The organism is Bacillus amyloliquefaciens DSM 7 = ATCC 23350 (genome assembly GCF_000196735.1).
Taxonomy (GTDB): Bacteria; Bacillota; Bacilli; order Bacillales; family Bacillaceae; genus Bacillus; species Bacillus amyloliquefaciens.
Window position 1 is genome coordinate 1,000,950 of sequence record NC_014551.1, and the last position, 16,431, is coordinate 1,017,380.

At 47.8% G+C, this 16,431-nt stretch carries 19 protein-coding genes and 1 tRNA gene; 16 read left to right on the forward strand and 4 right to left on the reverse strand.

The features are described 5' to 3' along the window. The first annotated feature begins 1 nt into the window (after position 1). From opp4C to BAMF_RS25515, 3 genes are read left to right on the forward strand one after another with little or no spacing between them, the layout of a single operon-like run. Positions 2-907: an oligopeptide ABC transporter permease gene (opp4C, locus tag BAMF_RS25505; protein ID WP_013351595.1), complete on the forward strand. Its 906-nt coding sequence runs from the start codon at positions 2-4 to the stop codon at positions 905-907. Continuing rightward, entirely contained in the window at positions 904-1,890 is a 987-nt protein-coding gene (locus tag BAMF_RS25510; RefSeq protein ID WP_013351596.1) for an ABC transporter ATP-binding protein, read from the forward strand. Before opp4C ends, BAMF_RS25510 begins: the two co-directional genes overlap by 4 nt. After that, positions 1,883-2,848, forward strand: coding sequence for an ABC transporter ATP-binding protein (locus BAMF_RS25515; protein ID WP_013351597.1), 966 nt, complete (start codon positions 1,883-1,885; stop codon positions 2,846-2,848). The genes BAMF_RS25510 and BAMF_RS25515 overlap by 8 nt, the downstream gene beginning before the upstream one ends. Positions 2,849-2,919: 71 nt before the next feature. On the opposite strand, the gene katA is transcribed toward BAMF_RS25515, so the two are convergent. Beyond that, complete coding sequence (gene katA / locus BAMF_RS25520; RefSeq protein WP_013351598.1) at positions 2,920-4,365, reverse strand: catalase KatA; 1,446 nt, start codon at positions 4,363-4,365, stop codon at positions 2,920-2,922. Positions 4,366-4,623: 258 nt separating this feature from the next. Here katA and BAMF_RS25525 point away from each other — a divergent pair, with 258 nt between their 5' ends. From BAMF_RS25525 to rpsN, 7 genes are all read left to right on the forward strand, one after another. Next, positions 4,624-5,559 (forward strand): amidohydrolase family protein, encoded by a 936-nt coding sequence (locus BAMF_RS25525; protein WP_013351599.1) that lies wholly within the window; start codon positions 4,624-4,626, stop codon positions 5,557-5,559. 221 nt (positions 5,560-5,780) lie between these two features. Further along, positions 5,781-6,548, forward strand: coding sequence for an ABC transporter ATP-binding protein (locus tag BAMF_RS25530; RefSeq protein ID WP_013351600.1), 768 nt, complete (start codon positions 5,781-5,783; stop codon positions 6,546-6,548). Between the two features lie 15 nt (positions 6,549-6,563). Then, the gene (locus BAMF_RS25535; protein ID WP_013351601.1) at positions 6,564-7,553 is read left to right on the forward strand and encodes an aliphatic sulfonate ABC transporter substrate-binding protein; all 990 of its coding nucleotides are present in this window, start codon (positions 6,564-6,566) and stop codon (positions 7,551-7,553) included. Continuing rightward, complete coding sequence (locus tag BAMF_RS25540) at positions 7,550-8,386, forward strand: ABC transporter permease (RefSeq protein ID WP_088030491.1); 837 nt, start codon at positions 7,550-7,552, stop codon at positions 8,384-8,386. The genes BAMF_RS25535 and BAMF_RS25540 overlap by 4 nt, the downstream gene beginning before the upstream one ends. A 23-nt stretch (positions 8,387-8,409) precedes the next feature. After that, on the forward strand, positions 8,410-9,540 hold the full coding sequence (ssuD, locus tag BAMF_RS25545) for an FMNH2-dependent alkanesulfonate monooxygenase (protein ID WP_013351603.1): 1,131 nt from the start codon (positions 8,410-8,412) through the stop codon (positions 9,538-9,540). Between the two features lie 55 nt (positions 9,541-9,595). Beyond that, positions 9,596-10,177 carry a hypothetical protein gene (locus BAMF_RS41795; RefSeq protein WP_013351604.1) on the forward strand — a complete coding sequence of 194 codons (582 nt, stop codon included), beginning with the start codon at positions 9,596-9,598 and terminating at the stop codon, positions 10,175-10,177. A 103-nt stretch (positions 10,178-10,280) separates the two neighbouring features. Further along, a complete protein-coding gene (gene rpsN, locus BAMF_RS25555) occupies positions 10,281-10,550 on the forward strand; it encodes a 30S ribosomal protein S14 (RefSeq protein ID WP_013351605.1) in 270 nt (89 codons plus the stop codon). A gap of 20 nt (positions 10,551-10,570) precedes the next feature. On the opposite strand, the gene BAMF_RS25560 is transcribed toward rpsN, so the two are convergent. Both BAMF_RS25560 and BAMF_RS25565 read right to left on the reverse strand, forming a co-directional pair. After that, positions 10,571-11,038, reverse strand: a complete 468-nt coding sequence (locus tag BAMF_RS25560; protein WP_013351606.1) for a hypothetical protein — start codon at positions 11,036-11,038, stop codon at positions 10,571-10,573. Beyond that, entirely contained in the window at positions 11,035-11,238 is a 204-nt protein-coding gene (locus tag BAMF_RS25565; RefSeq protein WP_014469942.1) for a helix-turn-helix transcriptional regulator, read from the reverse strand. Before BAMF_RS25565 ends, BAMF_RS25560 begins: the two co-directional genes overlap by 4 nt. A 188-nt stretch (positions 11,239-11,426) precedes the next feature. On the opposite strand from BAMF_RS25565, the gene BAMF_RS25570 reads away from it, so the two are divergent. Further along, positions 11,427-11,500 (forward strand) — tRNA-Gly (locus tag BAMF_RS25570). 90 nt (positions 11,501-11,590) lie between these two features. Here BAMF_RS25570 and BAMF_RS25575 read toward each other — a convergent pair. Next, entirely contained in the window at positions 11,591-12,214 is a 624-nt protein-coding gene (locus tag BAMF_RS25575; protein WP_013351608.1) for a hypothetical protein, read from the reverse strand. 84 nt (positions 12,215-12,298) lie between these two features. Here BAMF_RS25575 and queG point away from each other — a divergent pair, with 84 nt between their 5' ends. The 5 genes from queG to BAMF_RS25600 all read left to right on the forward strand — a co-directional run bounded on the left by queG (position 12,299) and on the right by BAMF_RS25600 (position 16,428). After that, positions 12,299-13,459 (forward strand): tRNA epoxyqueuosine(34) reductase QueG, encoded by a 1,161-nt coding sequence (gene queG / locus BAMF_RS25580; RefSeq protein ID WP_013351609.1) that lies wholly within the window; start codon positions 12,299-12,301, stop codon positions 13,457-13,459. Between the two features lie 76 nt (positions 13,460-13,535). Continuing rightward, complete coding sequence (locus BAMF_RS25585) at positions 13,536-14,447, forward strand: amidase domain-containing protein (protein ID WP_038463192.1); 912 nt, start codon at positions 13,536-13,538, stop codon at positions 14,445-14,447. A 36-nt stretch (positions 14,448-14,483) separates the two neighbouring features. Next, positions 14,484-14,966, forward strand: coding sequence for a tRNA (uridine(34)/cytosine(34)/5-carboxymethylaminomethyluridine(34)-2'-O)-methyltransferase TrmL (gene trmL, locus BAMF_RS25590; RefSeq protein WP_088030492.1), 483 nt, complete (start codon positions 14,484-14,486; stop codon positions 14,964-14,966). Positions 14,967-15,091: 125 nt separating this feature from the next. Next, positions 15,092-15,724: a YhbD family protein gene (locus tag BAMF_RS25595; RefSeq protein WP_013351612.1), complete on the forward strand. Its 633-nt coding sequence runs from the start codon at positions 15,092-15,094 to the stop codon at positions 15,722-15,724. Then, positions 15,715-16,428, forward strand: coding sequence for a polymer-forming cytoskeletal protein (locus BAMF_RS25600; RefSeq protein WP_013351613.1), 714 nt, complete (start codon positions 15,715-15,717; stop codon positions 16,426-16,428). The genes BAMF_RS25595 and BAMF_RS25600 overlap by 10 nt, the downstream gene beginning before the upstream one ends. Positions 16,429-16,431: the final 3 nt, after the last annotated feature.

Below are 16,431 nucleotides of genomic sequence, written 5' to 3' on the forward strand. Positions count from 1 at the left end.
GATGAAAATACAGAAAGGGACGCCGCCTTCGCTTTGGAAGCAGACGTACCGCCGCCTGCTGCATCATAAGCTGACGGTCATCAGTCTTCTGTTCTTATGTTTTATGTTTTTATTGTGTTTTATCGGGCCGTCTTTTTCTCCGTACATAACAGATCGGACGGATATTTCTAATGCCAATCAGCATCCCGGGATTCATCATTGGCTGGGGACCGACCAGTACGGGAGAGATGTGCTGACGAGGCTGATGCTGGCGGGGCAGATTTCTCTGACCGTGGGGCTTGCTTCAATGGTGCTGTCACTTGTCATCGGCTCTTTGCTCGGAGCAGCGGCCGGATTTTATCGGGGAGCCGCTGATATGATCATTATGCGCATTGCTGATATGCTCATGTCTATCCCAGGTCTGCCGCTGCTTTTGATTTTAGCTGCGGTGATGTCGGAATGGAAAGTGCCTTCTGAATACAGAATGTACTTGATTATGATGATGTTAAGTCTGATCGGGTGGCCCAGTCTGGCGCGGCTTGTGCGCGGACAGATTTTGTCGCTGAAGGAGCAGCCGTTTATGATGGCCGCGGAAGTTCTGGGGCTTAGTGATAGACGAAAAATCCTCTATCATTTGCTTCCCAATACATTGCCGTTATTACTGGTAGCCGCGACTTTGCATGTGGCGGGAGCGATGCTGAGTGAATCGGCGCTGAGTTTTCTCGGGCTTGGCGTTGCTCCGCCGACTCCTTCCTGGGGAAACATGATGGAAGCGGCGAATAATTTTATGGATTTTACACTCCGTCCGTGGCTGTGGATTCCCCCGGGAACGGCCATTTTTTTGACCGTTGTGGCGATTCATCTGCTTGGAGACGGTTTAAGAGATGCTTTTGATCCTAAAGTAAAACGGCAGGTGAAAGTGAAATGAAAAAACCGCTTTTAGAAGTGAGGCATTTGGAAACGGCTTTTTATACAGAGGAAGGCACAGTAAAGGCCGTGGATGATGTCAGCTTTACGATTCATGAGGAGGAAACGGTTTGTATTGTAGGGGAATCCGGCTGCGGGAAAAGCATGGCGTCATTGTCCATTATGCAGCTTATTCCCGAGACGGGGAGAATCGAACGGGGAGCGGTGCATTTTTCCGGAAGAAACCTGTTGGAGCTGAAACCAAAAGAAATGCAGAAAATCCGCGGCTGCGAAATCGGTATGATTTTTCAGGAGCCGATGACCTCTTTGAATCCGGTGTTTACGATCGGTGAGCAGCTGACTGAACCTATACGCGAACATTTATTGCTGAGTAAGAAAGAGGCGTGGCGGAAGGCAGTCGAACTGATCACGTTAGTCGAAATCCCTCATGCTGAGCAGGTCATGCACCGATATCCCCATGAGCTGAGCGGCGGTATGCTGCAGCGCATTATGACGGCTGTCGCGCTCAGCTGCGATCCGAAACTGATCATTGCAGATGAGCCGACGACGGCGCTTGACGTAACCATTCAGGCGCAGATATTGGATTTATTGCGGGATGTGAAAAAGCAATTTCACACGTCTATTTTATTCATTACCCATGACCTTGGCGTGGTTGCCGAAATGGCTGATTATGTGATTGTCATGTATGCGGGAAAAATTGTGGAGGAAGGACCGGTTGCGGAGATGTTTTCCGATCCGAAGCATCCGTATACGAAAGGGCTGCTCGCGGCAAAACCGGTCATCGGTCAACGAAGGGAGACGCTGTACACCATCCCGGGGCAGGTCCCTGAGCTTGCGGATCTGTCCGGATCATCTTGTTATTTTGCGGAGCGATGTGAACACAGCACGGAAATATGCCGGAGATCGAGCCCGCATTTTACTGAATTTGGGAAAGGACATCAGGCGGCGTGCTGGCTTTACAGAGAGGAGAAAGCAGATGAGTGATGTGTTGCTGGAGGTCAAGGGACTGAAAAAATATTATGAGGAACAAGGGGGAATGAGAAAGACTCATAAAAAACCCGTAAAAGCGGTCGACGGCGTCAGTTTTACGATAGGAAAGGGAGAAGTGTTCGGCCTGGCGGGAGAATCGGGCAGCGGTAAGTCATCAATCGGAAAAACGATTTTAAGGCTTCATGAGAAAACAGGGGGAGAAGTGTTTTTTCAGGGACGTGATGTGTTCCAGATGAATCGGCGCGAGCTGAAAACATTCAGATCGGAAGCACAGTTCATTTTCCAAGACCCCTTCAGTTCTTTAAACCCGCGGCGCCGGATCGGAGAAGCCATCGGCGAAGCGATGATCGAGCATCAGTTGGCGGTGAAGCGGAACGCGCGTGATAAAGCGGCGGAGGTTCTTGAAGCCTGCGGTCTTTCCGCAAACTTGATCGACCGTTATCCGCACGAATTTTCCGGAGGGCAGCGGCAGCGGATCGTGATTGCTAGAGCGATGGCGCTTGAGCCGCAATTTATCATTATGGATGAACCCGTGGCGGCGCTGGATGTGTCCATTCAGGCGCAGATGATCAATTTGTTCAGCAGCCTTCAAAAACAGCACGGGCTGTCATATTTGTTCATTTCCCACGATTTAAGCGTGGTGGAGCACTTATGTACAAAGGTCGCCATTATGTATTTAGGGACGATTGTGGAATACGCATCAAAGGAAGAGCTTTTTTCAAGACCGCTTCACCCTTATACAATAGCACTGTTATCAGCCGTGCCTGTTCCTGATCCCGGAGCAAAAAGGGAGCGGGTGATGTTAAAGGGCGATATTCCGAGCCCCGCTGATCCGCCCTCAGGCTGTAAATTCCGAACGAGGTGTCCGGCCGCCAAGAAGATATGTGCCGAAAAAAGTCCGCCGCTTTCCGAGAAAGGGCTTCATCATTTTGCGGCATGCCACTTTGTGTAATTGAGAAAAAACGGGTTTTGTTGATAATAAACAGGAAAAACCTGCCGGACAGACCGGCAGGTTTCTTGATGTTATTTTGGTAAGGGCAGTCCGAGTCCTTCGGCAACGCGTCTGCCGTATTCAGGATCAGCCTTGTAGAAGTGGCCGATTTGGCGCAGCTTAATTTCTTCTTTTTCCACAGGTTCCATCGCACTGACGATATTGGCGACAAGGCGTGCGCGTTCCTCCTCGCTCATCAGGCGGTACAGGTCGCCGGCTTGTGTGTAATGATCATGATGATCATAGCTTACACTGTCTGCCAAACCTGATACAGGGTATGCCGCCTGTTTATCCTCAGGTGATTCTTTCGGTCCTCCGAAGCTGTTAGGCTCATAATAGACGGAGCGGCCGCCGTTATCGTCAAAACGCATTTGTCCGTCACGCTGATAGTTTTTCACTTCATTGCGGGAACGGTTGATCGGCAGCGCCTGATGGTTTGCGCCGACACGGTAGCGATGTGCGTCATGATATGCGAACAATCGGCCTTGAAGCATTTTGTCAGGTGAGACGTCGATGCCCGGGACTAATGTTCCGGGAGAGAATGTCGCCTGTTCTACTTCAGCAAAGTAATTTTCCGGATTGCGGTCCAGAACCATGCGGCCGACTTCAATTAGCGGATAGTCTTTTTGAGACCATACTTTTGTGACATCAAACGGATCAAAGCGGTATGTGTTTGCGTCTTCTAACGGCATGATTTGAACATATAATTTCCATGCGGGGAAATCGCCGTTTTCAATCGCATTGAATAAATCTTCCGTATGGTAATCAGGATTTTCGCCCGCGAGTTTTGCGGCTGTATTGACATCAAGGTTTTTCACGCCTTGTTCTGTTTTAAAGTGATATTTAATCCAGACGCCTTCGCCTTTATCATTTGTCCATTTAAATGTATGGCTTCCGAATCCGTGCATATGGCGAAGGGTTGCCGGAATGCCCCGGTCTGACATCAGAATGGTTACCTGGTGCAGTGATTCCGGTGACAGAGACCAGAAATCCCAAACGGCCGTCGGGTTTTTCAGATGTGTTCTCGGATCTCTTTTTTGTGTATGGATAAAGTCAGGGAACTTGATGGCATCACGGATGAAGAATACTGGCGTATTGTTTCCGACGATGTCGTAGTTTCCGTCTTCTGTATAAAACTTAACGGCAAATCCGCGCGGGTCGCGCACTGTGTCACTAGAGCCCAGTTCGCCTGCAACGGTTGAGAAACGGATAAAGAGCGGTGTGCGTTTACCGACTTCTGACAGAAATGCGGCTTTCGTATATTTTGTCACGTCATTTGTGACTTCAAAATAACCGTGTGCCCCCGCGCCTTTTGCGTGAACGACACGCTCTGGAACGCGTTCTCTGTTAAAGTGCGCCAATTTCTCAAGCAGATGGACGTCTTGTATTAAAGTGGGGCCGCGATCGCCGGCCGTTATTGAGTTTTGGTTATCTCCCACAGGAGCGCCCCAGCTGGTTGTTAATTTATTTGAACTCATGTGATCACCTCTTTAGATTTATAAAAATATAATATCACCTATCAATAAAAAGTCAATATTATTTTATAATGATTATAAAATAATTATTTGTATTATCGAAATAAGGAATTTGAGTTTTGAAAGCTTGCTTGACTGACAGGAATAATAGGTTTAAGATGAGAAAAAATAGCAACCGCTGACTTGGACACAAGAGGCTCTTATTCTTCATGGGATAAGGGCCTTTTTTCATTGTCAGGCGGTAAGGGAGGCGGCGATTGTATGCTTTTCCGGCAGCATTTTAAACCTGTCGATATTCACGGTCATCTGCCGTACAGCCTTTATTTCGGCAAAAACGATAAAACATTTTCCGATTATAACCAAGAGCGTTCAGACAGAATGAATCTTACCTGGGATTTTCCTGATCCGCGTGATGCTGATGGCGATGACGGAGAAACCCCTTTGATGACAAAGTGGGAGAATGAATTAAATAAGTACGGCATCGATGTGCTGAATTTTTTAACAGCGGAGAGCAATGACCGGATGGCGGCGTTTATTCAAGCCAATCCCGCGAAATTTACCGGATTTGCATATCACCCTTTGGAGCGGGAGGATGCGTATGAAGAGCTGAAAAGAGCGGTTGAAGAGCTCGGTTTGAGAGGGTATAAACTGTTCGGTCCGCTGACAGACATCGATTTTCATGATCCTTCGCTGAAAAAGCTTTGGACGTATTTGGCTGATAAAAGGCTGCCTGTACTCATTCACTTCGGGCTTTTAGGAAGGGCCGGGGGCATTGTCAGCCACCGCAACATCAATCCGCTCTCCATCTATCGCGTCGCGAGAGAGTATGCTGATATCCCGTTCATCATTCCGCATTTCGGCGCCGGATATTATCAGGAACTGCTTCAGCTGTGCTGGAGCTGCCCGAATGTGTATATTGACACGTCCGGTTCAAACCAGTGGATGAGGTGGATGCCGTATCCGCTTGATTTGGAAATTCTGTTTCGGAAGACATCCGAATTAATCGGTGCTGAACGCATCATCTTCGGGACGGATTCAAACGGTTTTCCGCGGGGATATGTATACAGATATCTTCAGGAGCAAGTCAGGACCTGCCGGGAAATCAATATGCGGGAAGAAGATATAGAAAAAATTTTCGGAAACAATGCGCGAACATTATTGAAAATCGCCCGGCCGCAAAAGGAAGTAAATACGTGATACAGCTGATGCGCTCTTTGGCAGGTAAATGCCGGAGAGCGTATTTTAATTCATACAAAAAACAGTTGACAAGTCGGAATAATTTGAATTAACATGATATTCAAATTTAAAAACAAACGGGCAGCCGATCGGACCGCCGAAGGCTCCCATCTCTACAAGCAATTGGAGATGGGAGCCTTTTTGTTTTTCGAGCGATGCGGCAGAAAAAGAGGGGAAGACAGATGGCTGTAACCATCAGCATACAAGAAAAAGCATTTGAGCATGAAGGCCGGAAAACACCGGTGCTGAATGATATTGAACTGTCAATTGCATCGGGAGAATTTTTGACTGTGATCGGGCCGAGCGGATGCGGCAAAAGCACGCTTTTAAAATTGATTGCCGGGCTTGATACCGATTATGAAGGCTCTGTCACAATAAACGGCCGCGATGTGTCGGGACCGGGCATCCGGCAGGGATTTATCTTTCAGGAGCATCGGCTGTTTCCCTGGCTGACGGTAAAACAAAACATTGCTGCCGACCTCAATATCAACGACCCGGCCGTTCGTCAAAAAGTGGATGATCTGATTGAGGTTGTCAGGCTGCAGGGAGCGGAGAACGCTTATCCGCGCGAACTATCCGGCGGCATGTCGCAGCGGGTCGCCATCGCCAGAGCCCTGTTGCGTGAGCCGGAGGTGCTGCTTTTAGATGAACCGTTCGGAGCGCTTGACGCCTTTACGAGAAAACATTTGCAGGATGTGCTGCTTGATATATGGCGCGAGAAAAAAACGACGATGATTCTGGTCACGCATGATATTGATGAATCCGTTTATTTAGGCGATAAGCTGGCGATTCTCAAGGCAAAGCCCGGCCGGCTGCACAGTCTGATGCCGATTCAGCTTCCGCATCCGCGCAATCGTACGTCAGCTGATTTTCAGGACGTCAGGCAGAAGGTGCTTTCTGAGTTTGAGAAAACGGAAGACCTCCGGTTTGCGGATGGATCTGGAATATAGAAGGGACGAAGCGAAGTGAAAAAAACCATTATTCTTTTAGCCGCAGCAGTCATGATGTTAACCGGATGCAGTGCCCACGGAGCGGGAGGGAGCGGGAAAACGGTGAAAGAAATCCGGATCGGCATCCAGCAGAGTTTAAGCCCGCTTCTCATTGCAAAGGAAAAGGGCTGGTTTGAAGAGGCCTTCAAAAAAGACGGAATAAAGGTAAAATGGGTCGAATTCCAAAGCGGTCCCCCGCAATTCGAAGGTCTTGCCGCCGATAAGCTTGATTTTTCTCAGGTCGGCAACTCACCGGTCATTTCCGGTCAAGCGGCAGGAATTGATTTTAAAGAGATCGGGCTGTCTCAGGACGGGTTAAAAGCAAACGGCATTCTTGTAAACAAAGACAGCGGGATTCAGAGCCTGCAAGAATTAAAGGGGAAAAAAATCGCCGTAGCCAAAGGCAGCAGCGGCTTTGATTTTCTCTATAAAGCGTTGGATAAAGCCGGACTTTCCGCCGATGACGTCACCATCATCCAGCTTCAGCCTGATGAGGCGGTTTCCGCTTTCGAAAACAAATCAGTTGATGCGTGGTCCATTTGGGAACCGTATTTGTCGATTGAGACGCTGCAGCACGGCGCGGAAATGTTGGCGAACGGAGAAAGCACAGATTTATATTCTCCCGGTTTCACGTTAGTCAGAACGGGATTTTCCAAAGAGCACCCGGATGGGGTTGTCCGTTTTCTGAAAGTGTTCAATAAGGCAGTTACATGGCAAAAGGAACATAAAGATGAAGATGTCTCCTTATATGCGAAAATCAAAAATCTTGATCCATCAGTCGTAAGAAACGTGCTCAACAATACTGAGCCTCTCAATGAACCGATCAATGATGATATAGTCAAAGCCCAGCAGGAAACCGCGGATTTTCAATATCAGACAAAGGCGATTCAAAAGAAAATTGATGTAAAGGACGTTGTCGACAATTCATTTATCCAAAAGGCGCTTAAAACGGGGGGCGGTAAATAATGAAAGCAGAAGCATCAACGGCTGCCGGCGCAATAAGCCAATCAGAAAAGAAAGCTCCGGCAAAGCCCCGGCGGTATTCATATCAATGGATGAAAGGGGTTGTACTCCCGGCTGCGGTCATCGCAGTATGGCAGTTTATCGCAAGTCTGGGCATCGTCTCAGCCACGGTGCTCCCGTCACCTGTCATCATTTTGCAGACTTTTCAGGAACTTCTTCTGTCAGGAGAGCTTTGGGGTCATTTAGAGATCAGCTTATACCGGGCGGCTGCCGGATTTCTGCTTGGTGCTGGCCTCGGACTTGTTTTCGGGCTGCTGGTCGGTTTCTCAAAACGGACGGAAGCCTATCTTGATCCGTCTCTGCAAATGCTCAGAACTGTTCCGCACTTGGCTGTGACTCCGCTGTTTATTTTGTGGTTCGGATTTGATGAGACTTCAAAAATTCTGCTGATCGCATTGGGGGCTTTTTTCCCCGTGTATATTAATACGTTTCTCGGCATCCGCGGTGTGGACGCGAAGCTGTTTGATGTCGCAAGGGTGCTGGAATTTAACTGGTATCAGCAGATGACGAAATTGATTCTTCCGGCTTCCCTGCCGAATATACTGCTCGGCATCAGGCTCTCTCTCGGTATTGCGTGGCTCGGTCTTGTGGTGGCGGAACTTATGGGATCGAGTGAGGGCGTCGGCTATATGATTATGGATGCGAGACAATTTTCACAGACAAATAAGGTGTTTGTCGGCATTATCATTTTTGCGGCTGTCGGCAAGCTGACAGATGCGCTGGTCAGAATGCTCGAACGGAAACTCTTAAAATGGCGGAACAGTTATGAAGGATAACCGATAAAAAAGGAGAGATTCATATGGAAATTCTTTGGTTTATTCCGACGCATGGAGACGGCCGGTATTTAGGGACGCAAACGGGAGGTAGAACGGCGGATCATCTTTATTTTAAGCAAGTGGCGCAGGCGGCAGACAGACTCGGATATACGGGGGTTCTTTTGCCGACGGGGAGGTCATGTGAAGACCCGTGGCTGACGGCTGCGGCTTTAGCGGGAGAAACGAGGGATTTAAAATTTTTAGTGGCGGTCCGCCCGGGATTGATGCAGCCATCTGTCGCCGCGAGAATGGCGTCGACAATGGACCGGCTCTCAGACGGCCGTTTGCTCGTAAATGTCGTAGCGGGCGGAGACCCTTATGAACTGGCGGGAGACGGCATGTTTATCAGTCACGATGAACGTTATAAGGCGACTGAAGAATTTTTGACCGTCTGGCGCGGACTCATGCGGGGCGAAACGGTGACATATGAAGGGGACCATATTAAAGTGGAAAACAGCAATCTGCTGTTTTCGCCAAAACAGACACCGCATCCCCCATTATATTTCGGCGGTTCATCACAAGCGGGAATTGAGGCTGCGGTGAAACATACAGATGTGTATTTAACATGGGGGGAGCCGCCGGAGCAGGTAAAAGAAAAGATTGAAACCGTTAAAAAACAGGCCGCCAAAGAAGGAAGGACGATGCGTTTTGGCATCAGGCTTCACGTGATTGTCCGGGAGACAGAAGAAGAGGCATGGGAAGCAGCTGAACGATTAATCAGCCATTTAGACGAAGAGACGATTGCGAAAGCGCAGGCTGCGCTGCGACGCGCTGATTCTTCAGGACAAAAACGGATGGCCGATCTTCATAACGGTGACCGGACGAAGCTTGAGATCAGCCCGAATCTCTGGGCCGGCATCGGGCTGGTCAGAGGCGGAGCGGGCACGGCGCTTGTCGGTGACCCGCAGACCGTCGCTGATCGTATTTTAGAGTATCAGGCACTCGGCATTGAGTCGTTCATCTTTTCTGGCTACCCGCATCTGGAAGAAGCTTATTATCTGGCTGAGCTTGTTTTTCCGCTTCTGCCGTTTCAGAATGAGCGGACTAAAAAACTTGAGCACCGACTGGGCGAAGCAATGGGCAACGACCATTTTGCAAAGCGACGGTCTGAATAAACAAATGCCTCTTTTTTCTGATAATGTTACAATCATCAAAAAGAGGTGTTTTTTGGTGAAGGTATTCAATTGGGCGGCAGCGTGCTGTCTGCTGGCAGGATTAACGGCATGCGGACATTCCAATGGCATGCAGATAAAAGAAGCTGATTTATCAAAGACAGAGAAATACAGAATGGAAATTGCCTCGTCAGAAAGCGGAGCGGCAGTAGTGACAGGTGTCACAAAAGACTTGGCGGCCGCACAGATGTATATTGAACATTACCAAAACGGAAAACTGACGGATAAAGCAGGGCCGATTCAATCAGATTACAGCGGCGATGCGAATAAACCAAAAGAATTGCAATTCATCTGTTACACGGACCGAGAAGACAAAGGGAAACAGGAAAAAGACAAGGTTCGTTTCGGTATCGCCGATGATAGCGGGAAAGTCTCGGCAGACGCTGTTTTTACCCGGAATCAGGGAGATGACAGAGCGTCCGTGTTTATTTCCTCTGCCGAGTCAGTGACTTATGGGGAACCAGTATTGATTGGCGCGAGTGTGAAGAATTCAGGAGAGCACGTCAAAATGTCACGAGATAAGAAGATGCTGATCAGCCATTCTGACGCATTACTCTATTATGTGAAGCTGAACAAGTAGGCTTCGCGGAGGCCCGTCTTCTTTATGCCGGAAGCTTGCTTTATAAACATACAGATGATACTATTAAAGCGATATAATTACGATTTGTAAAAGGAGTGCTGAAATGGCTAAAAGATCAAAAGCGGTCAAAGAACTCAAGCGGCAGAAGCTTGTTGAACAATATGCGGACATCAGAAGAGAATTAAAGGCAAAAGGAGACTGGGAAGCGTTGAGCAAACTGCCGCGTGATTCTGCTCCGGCCAGGCTTCATAACCGCTGTGCGGTGACGGGTCGGCCCCGCGGATATATGAGGAAATTTAAATTGTCCAGAATTGCATTCAGGGAGCTGGCCCATAAAGGCCGGATTCCCGGGGTGAAAAAAGCGAGCTGGTAATATAAAAAACTCCGGGTCTGTTACGAACCGGAGTTTTTGCCATGCCTATGAAAAGTGAAAACATAAGCCAAATGCTGAATCATCATCAGTATGAAAATCAAAAGAATCGGAAAAAAGGGAAGATGCGGCTGAATAAGCGGATAAAACAAAAGCAGAACGGCTGCGGCCGGTAATGAGAAGTAAACGGCGATATACGAGGAACGGCATGCTTTTGCCGTCATCATCCGTTCTCTCTCATCCTGCTCTTCAAATTCGTCGGGCACAAGCCTGTGCTGTTTGCCGTTCCGTTTTTTCTTTTCAGCATAGATATACAGTGCGGCACAAACGGAAAACAGCAGAAACGGAGTGATATTCAGCTCAAATGAACCGCTCCCTTCCGTTTGGAAAAACTGAGCGATCTGCGGTATTGCTTCCATAAAAGAAATCAGCGTCCAGCAGGACAATCCGTAGAGAGCAAGGTGAAAACACGCTTTGCTTTTTAAACTCATTTTTTCTCCTCCTCCAGCCAGAATACTTCCTCCATCGTCAGGGAGAAAGCCCGGCAGATGTTAAGCGCCAATAAGAGTGAAGGCACATAATCTCCTTTTTCAATCGCTGCAATCGTCTGTCTGGTGGCTCCGGCTTCTTTTCCGAGCGTTTCCTGAGAATAGCCGTATCTGGCTCTCAGCTCTTTTACTTTATTTTTCATCATCAGACGTACCTCAAGTTTTCTTCTTTTTCATATTGTATGAGATTCTTAACAAAATGTAAACTCAACTTAACATGTGGACAAAAAAAGAATTTTTTTCGACAAATTTTTTAACATTCCCTTGACGAAAAATAAATAAACATGTAACATTAGAAACATCAAATCGGTACTGAAAAAATAATTTTGATGCGGGTGTAGTTTAGTGGTAAAACCTCAGCCTTCCAAGCTGATGTCGTGAGTTCGATTCTCATCACCCGCTCCATACATACGTTATTAACGCAGTGTTTCGTTTCTCTGATAAACGAAGTATTGCGTTTTTTTATGTGAAAAAAGACACGAAAGGCGTGTCTTTTTATGAAAGCCAAGAGACGGTATGGGTGCCTCCGTGAATTTGTTCAAACATATTGGTTAAGGATGATAACAGCTCTTCGGCCGCTTCGGCGTGAAACGAAGGCGGGAAAAAGATCAGCTGCAGCATTTTTTTCGTATCGGACGTAACGGGGCGGGTATTGATATGTCCGGTAAGGCTGCCGAAAACGCCGTCCGGGCCGGAGAAGGCCAGTACGTCTTCTTTTTCTCCGATCGTAATGGAAATCGGTTCATCGATGTCTGGGGCATCATACGCCATGATGGGCAATGAATATTTCAAGGAGAAAAAAAGTATGGTATCATGGGCTGAATTCACACTTTCGACGAATCGTTCCCGGGAAATATCGCCGAGCATAAGTTCCATCGGCGTTTTTTGTCCAGAAAAGGCGGGGCTGAGCTGTTCCATTATACGCGCCCATTCTTTCACAAAAGGCTGTTCATCTATGCCGCCGTCTGCATAATCAAAGTAAAGCGATTCTTGAAATAAACGGAGGCGGCCTTTCAGCATTTGCGGGGCGGGCCCGACTTCGATCTGTTCATATAATACGGCTGCCGCTTTGATCCCCGGCACCCGTTCAGCAATAAGAGGATCTAAACTGATGTTCAATTGTGTTCACTCCATTCCGGGATGATAAAACTCTATTATACCCGGGCTGGAGCCTGATCACAAAGAAAGGAGGCTGTGCAAAAAATGAATATCCATAAACTGAAAGAGGAATTAATCGAATACGCCAAAAGCATCGGAGTCGACAAAATCGGGTTTACGACGGCTGATACATTCGACAGTCTGAGGGACCGGCTGATTCTTCAGGAATCACTCGGCTATTTATCCGGCTTTGAAGAACCGGATATTGAAAAACGGGTCACACCGTCTTTGCTTCTGCCGAAAGCCAAATCGATCGTCGCCATCGCCCTTGCCTATCCTTCCAAAATGAAAGATGCGCCAAGGAGCACGAGGGACGGCCGGCGCGGCATTTTTTGCAGAGCTTCCTGGGGAAAGGATTATCATGACGTTCTGCGGGAAAAGCTTGATCTGCTGGAGAATTTTCTTCAAAGCAAACATGAAGATATCCGCACCAAGTCAATGGTGGATACAGGAGAATTGTCCGACAGGGCCGTGGCTGAACGGGCGGGAATCGGCTTCAGCGCCAAAAACTGCATGATCACCACACCTGAATACGGCTCTTACGTATATCTGGCTGAGATGATCACAAATCTGCCTTTTGAACCGGATGTGCCGATTGAAGATATGTGCGGCTCATGCACGAAATGTTTAGACGCATGCCCGACCGGCGCACTCGTCAATCCCGGACAGCTTAACGCCCAGCGCTGTATTTCATTCCTTACCCAGACAAAGGGATTTTTGCCGGATGAGTTCCGCACGAAAATCGGAAACCGTCTGTATGGCTGTGACACGTGCCAGACGGTCTGTCCGATTAATAAAGGGAAAGATTTTCATCTTCATCCGCAGATGGAGCCCGACCCGGAAATCGCAAAGCCGCTGTTAAAGCCGCTTTTGACCATAAGCAACCGTGAATTCAAAGAAAAATTCGGACATGTATCAGGCTCATGGCGCGGCAAGAAGCCGATTCAGCGGAATGCCATTTTGGCATTGGCCCATTTCAAAGATGCATCGTCTCTTCCTGAATTAACGGCCTTGATGCACCAAGACCCGCGCCCTGTCATCAGGGGAACGGCCGCTTGGGCCATCGGGAAAATCGGTGATCAGGAATATGCAGCGGAATTAGAAAAAGCGCTTTATAAAGAGCAGGATGAGGAAGCCATACAGGAAATTAAAAAGGGACTGGAACTGCTATCGGTTTCTGATAAGACTAAAACCGGCCAGTCCTGACATATGTATAGAGAAAAAGCACTTGGCCGGAGTTCAAGTGTTTTTTCTTTATAAAAAAGTATGGTGGGTGGAGCGCTTGAAGCATATTATTGAAGATTTAGCGGAGGCCCGGCTTCATTATTTAGTCAACGGAACCGAGATGAGGCAGAATGGACCGGCCGGCGATCTTGAAGCCCTGACGAGAAAAAAAGAGCTGCTTGAAAAACGGAAAGTTGACATCGTTAAAGCGAAGGCGAAAGCCGTCATTGTCAACAGCAGTCTTGAGGACGACGGCACGTTATGCGTATTGTACACGATTCATTTCGAATATTTGTGCAAGGAGCAGGACGGACATCTTTATTTAGAAGAGCAGATTGAGGAACGGACTGCATTTCTCTATGATCAGCTGCTGATTAAAGATCGGGAAGTAAAGAAAAAACCGGCTGGATTTTCTGACGGAAACAGCGTAATCGAATATGAGCGGAGTGAACGGGAAGATTTCGGGAGGGCATTTCAATACGACCGTCTGGCTGCCGTTCAGTACGCGGAAAAGTTTTGGAATAAACGAAACCCCGCTTATAAAAATTTCAGCGACAATTGCACAAATTTTATTTCGCAATGTTTGCATGCCGGAAAAGCGCCGATGCGCGGGCATCCGAACAGAGGCTCAGGCTGGTGGATGAAGCAAAGTTCATGGAGCTACAGCTGGACGGTCGCGCATTCCATGAAGATGTATCTGGCTCAATCAAAGGCCGGTCTTCGCGCGGTGCAGGTGTCAAGCGCCGAAGAACTGATGCCCGGGGATGTGATTTGCTATGATTTTGAAGGAGACGGCCGTTTTAATCATACGACGATTGTCGTCGCAAAAGATAAAAGCAATATGCCGCTTGTCAATGCCCAAACGTATGACAGCAGAATGAGATATTGGTCATATGAGGATTCAACGGCGTATACTCCTTCCATCAGATATGCGTTTTTTCATATTACGGATGATACGACAAAAGAGTAATTAATGATATAATGGTGGGCGGAATAAAAAACAGAGGTGAACATCGTGGCATTACATGTCGTTTTATATCAACCCGAAATCCCGGCCAATACGGGAAATATCGCACGTACTTGTGCGGCAACAGACACAACGCTTCATTTGATCCGCCCGCTCGGATTCTCAACCGATGATAAAATGCTGAAGCGCGCCGGACTCGATTACTGGGAGTTCGTCAACGTCGTATATCATGATTCATTGGACGAATTATTTGAGGCATATGAGAACGGAAAGTTTTTCTTCATTACAAAATTCGGGCAAAAGCCGCATACATCGTTTGACTACTCAAATACGGAGGAAGATGTTTTCTTCGTATTCGGCAGAGAAACGAGCGGACTTCCGAAAGAATTGATCGAAAACAATATGGACCGCTGCCTGCGTCTTCCGATGACCGAGCATGTGAGATCATTAAACCTGTCCAACACTGCCGCGATTCTTGTCTATGAAGCGCTGCGCCAGCAAAATTACAGAGATTTGACCTGAGAAAAAACCGCCCGGATACGGGGCGGTTTTTTTATGTAGCCGTGGTTCATGACATTTTTATATTTATAGGCTTAACAAACGTAACAGTGTTATGTTACAATGTTTTCATCAAAGGAGCTGGATTTATGGAGGAACAACTGATTTCTAAAAAAGAATTACTTGAAGAAACATCAATCTCATACGGACAGCTGTACCGCTGGAAGCGGAAAAATTTAATTCCTGAGGAATGGTTTATCCGAAAATCAACGTTTACAGGCCAGGAAACATTTTTTCCGAGAGCGGAAATATTAAAACGTATCTCAAAAATACAGAAAATGAAAGAAAATCTGTCTTTGGATGAAATGAGGGAAATGCTGTCTCCGCAAATGGCTGATGTCAACATAACGTTTGCGGAGCTGCTTCAAAAAGGGCTGATTTCAAAGGCCGCGCTGCAAGTTTACGGAGAAGGCGGCGTGACATTTACAGCTCGCGCGCTGCTGTCTTTATATGTGCTTGAAGGGCTTTTGCAGTCAGGCAATATCAATCTTGACGAAGGGAAAATGGCGGCGGAGGTGCTGAAAGTGTATGAGGATTCCGAGCTGAAAGCAAATACGGAGCTCGTCATGCTCCGAAAACTCGGCGTAACGACGTGCTTCATCTCAGACGCTGAACATATTCTGTTTGAACCATCTGTCAAAGTGGTTGAACGGGTGGCGCTTGCTGCGGCATCAGAAGAATTAAAAACGAAATGGATGCAGGAGGACCATCAATGGACGTAACAGATAAATTAGTCATCAACGGTTCAGGAAGTTCAAAAGGAGGCCGTTTTCATACGGTGGAGATCAACGGAAGCGGCACGGTCTCGGGTGATGTCGAGTGCACGAGCCTTCTGTTTAACGGCAGCGGAAAAACAGACGGGAATGTCAAGACGCAAACGCTGACGATCAGCGGTTCGGGGAAAATTTCCGGCAGCGCTGAAGCCGAATCTATCCGTATCAACGGAACGGGTGTCATTAAAGGTGATGTCAAAACGGAGCGGTTGAACGTCGCGGGATTTTCATCTTTCGGCGGCGGTGTGAAAGCTGATGATATCTTCATATCCGGGAAAGTCGGAATCGAAGGCGATTGTGAGACAGAGACGTTCCGTTCGGAAGGCAAATGCAAGATCGGCGGCCTGCTGAATGCCGATGAAGTCAGTATGAAGCTGGCGGCGGGTGAGAGCCATGTGAAGGAAATCGGCTGCCGCCATTTGAAGGTGATGAGCAGAAAAAGCGTGCTTACGCGTTTTAAACTGATGCCGGCTCCGGTGCTGACCGCAGAGCTGATTGAAGGTGACATCATTGACTTGGCGGACACAAACGCGCAGACAGTACGCGGGAAAACTGTGCGGATCGGCGCGGGATGCATCATTGAGACGGTGGAATACAGCGGCGATTTTACATGTGATCCTTCCGCTTCAGTAAACAAAGTCGTGAAAATATAGGAG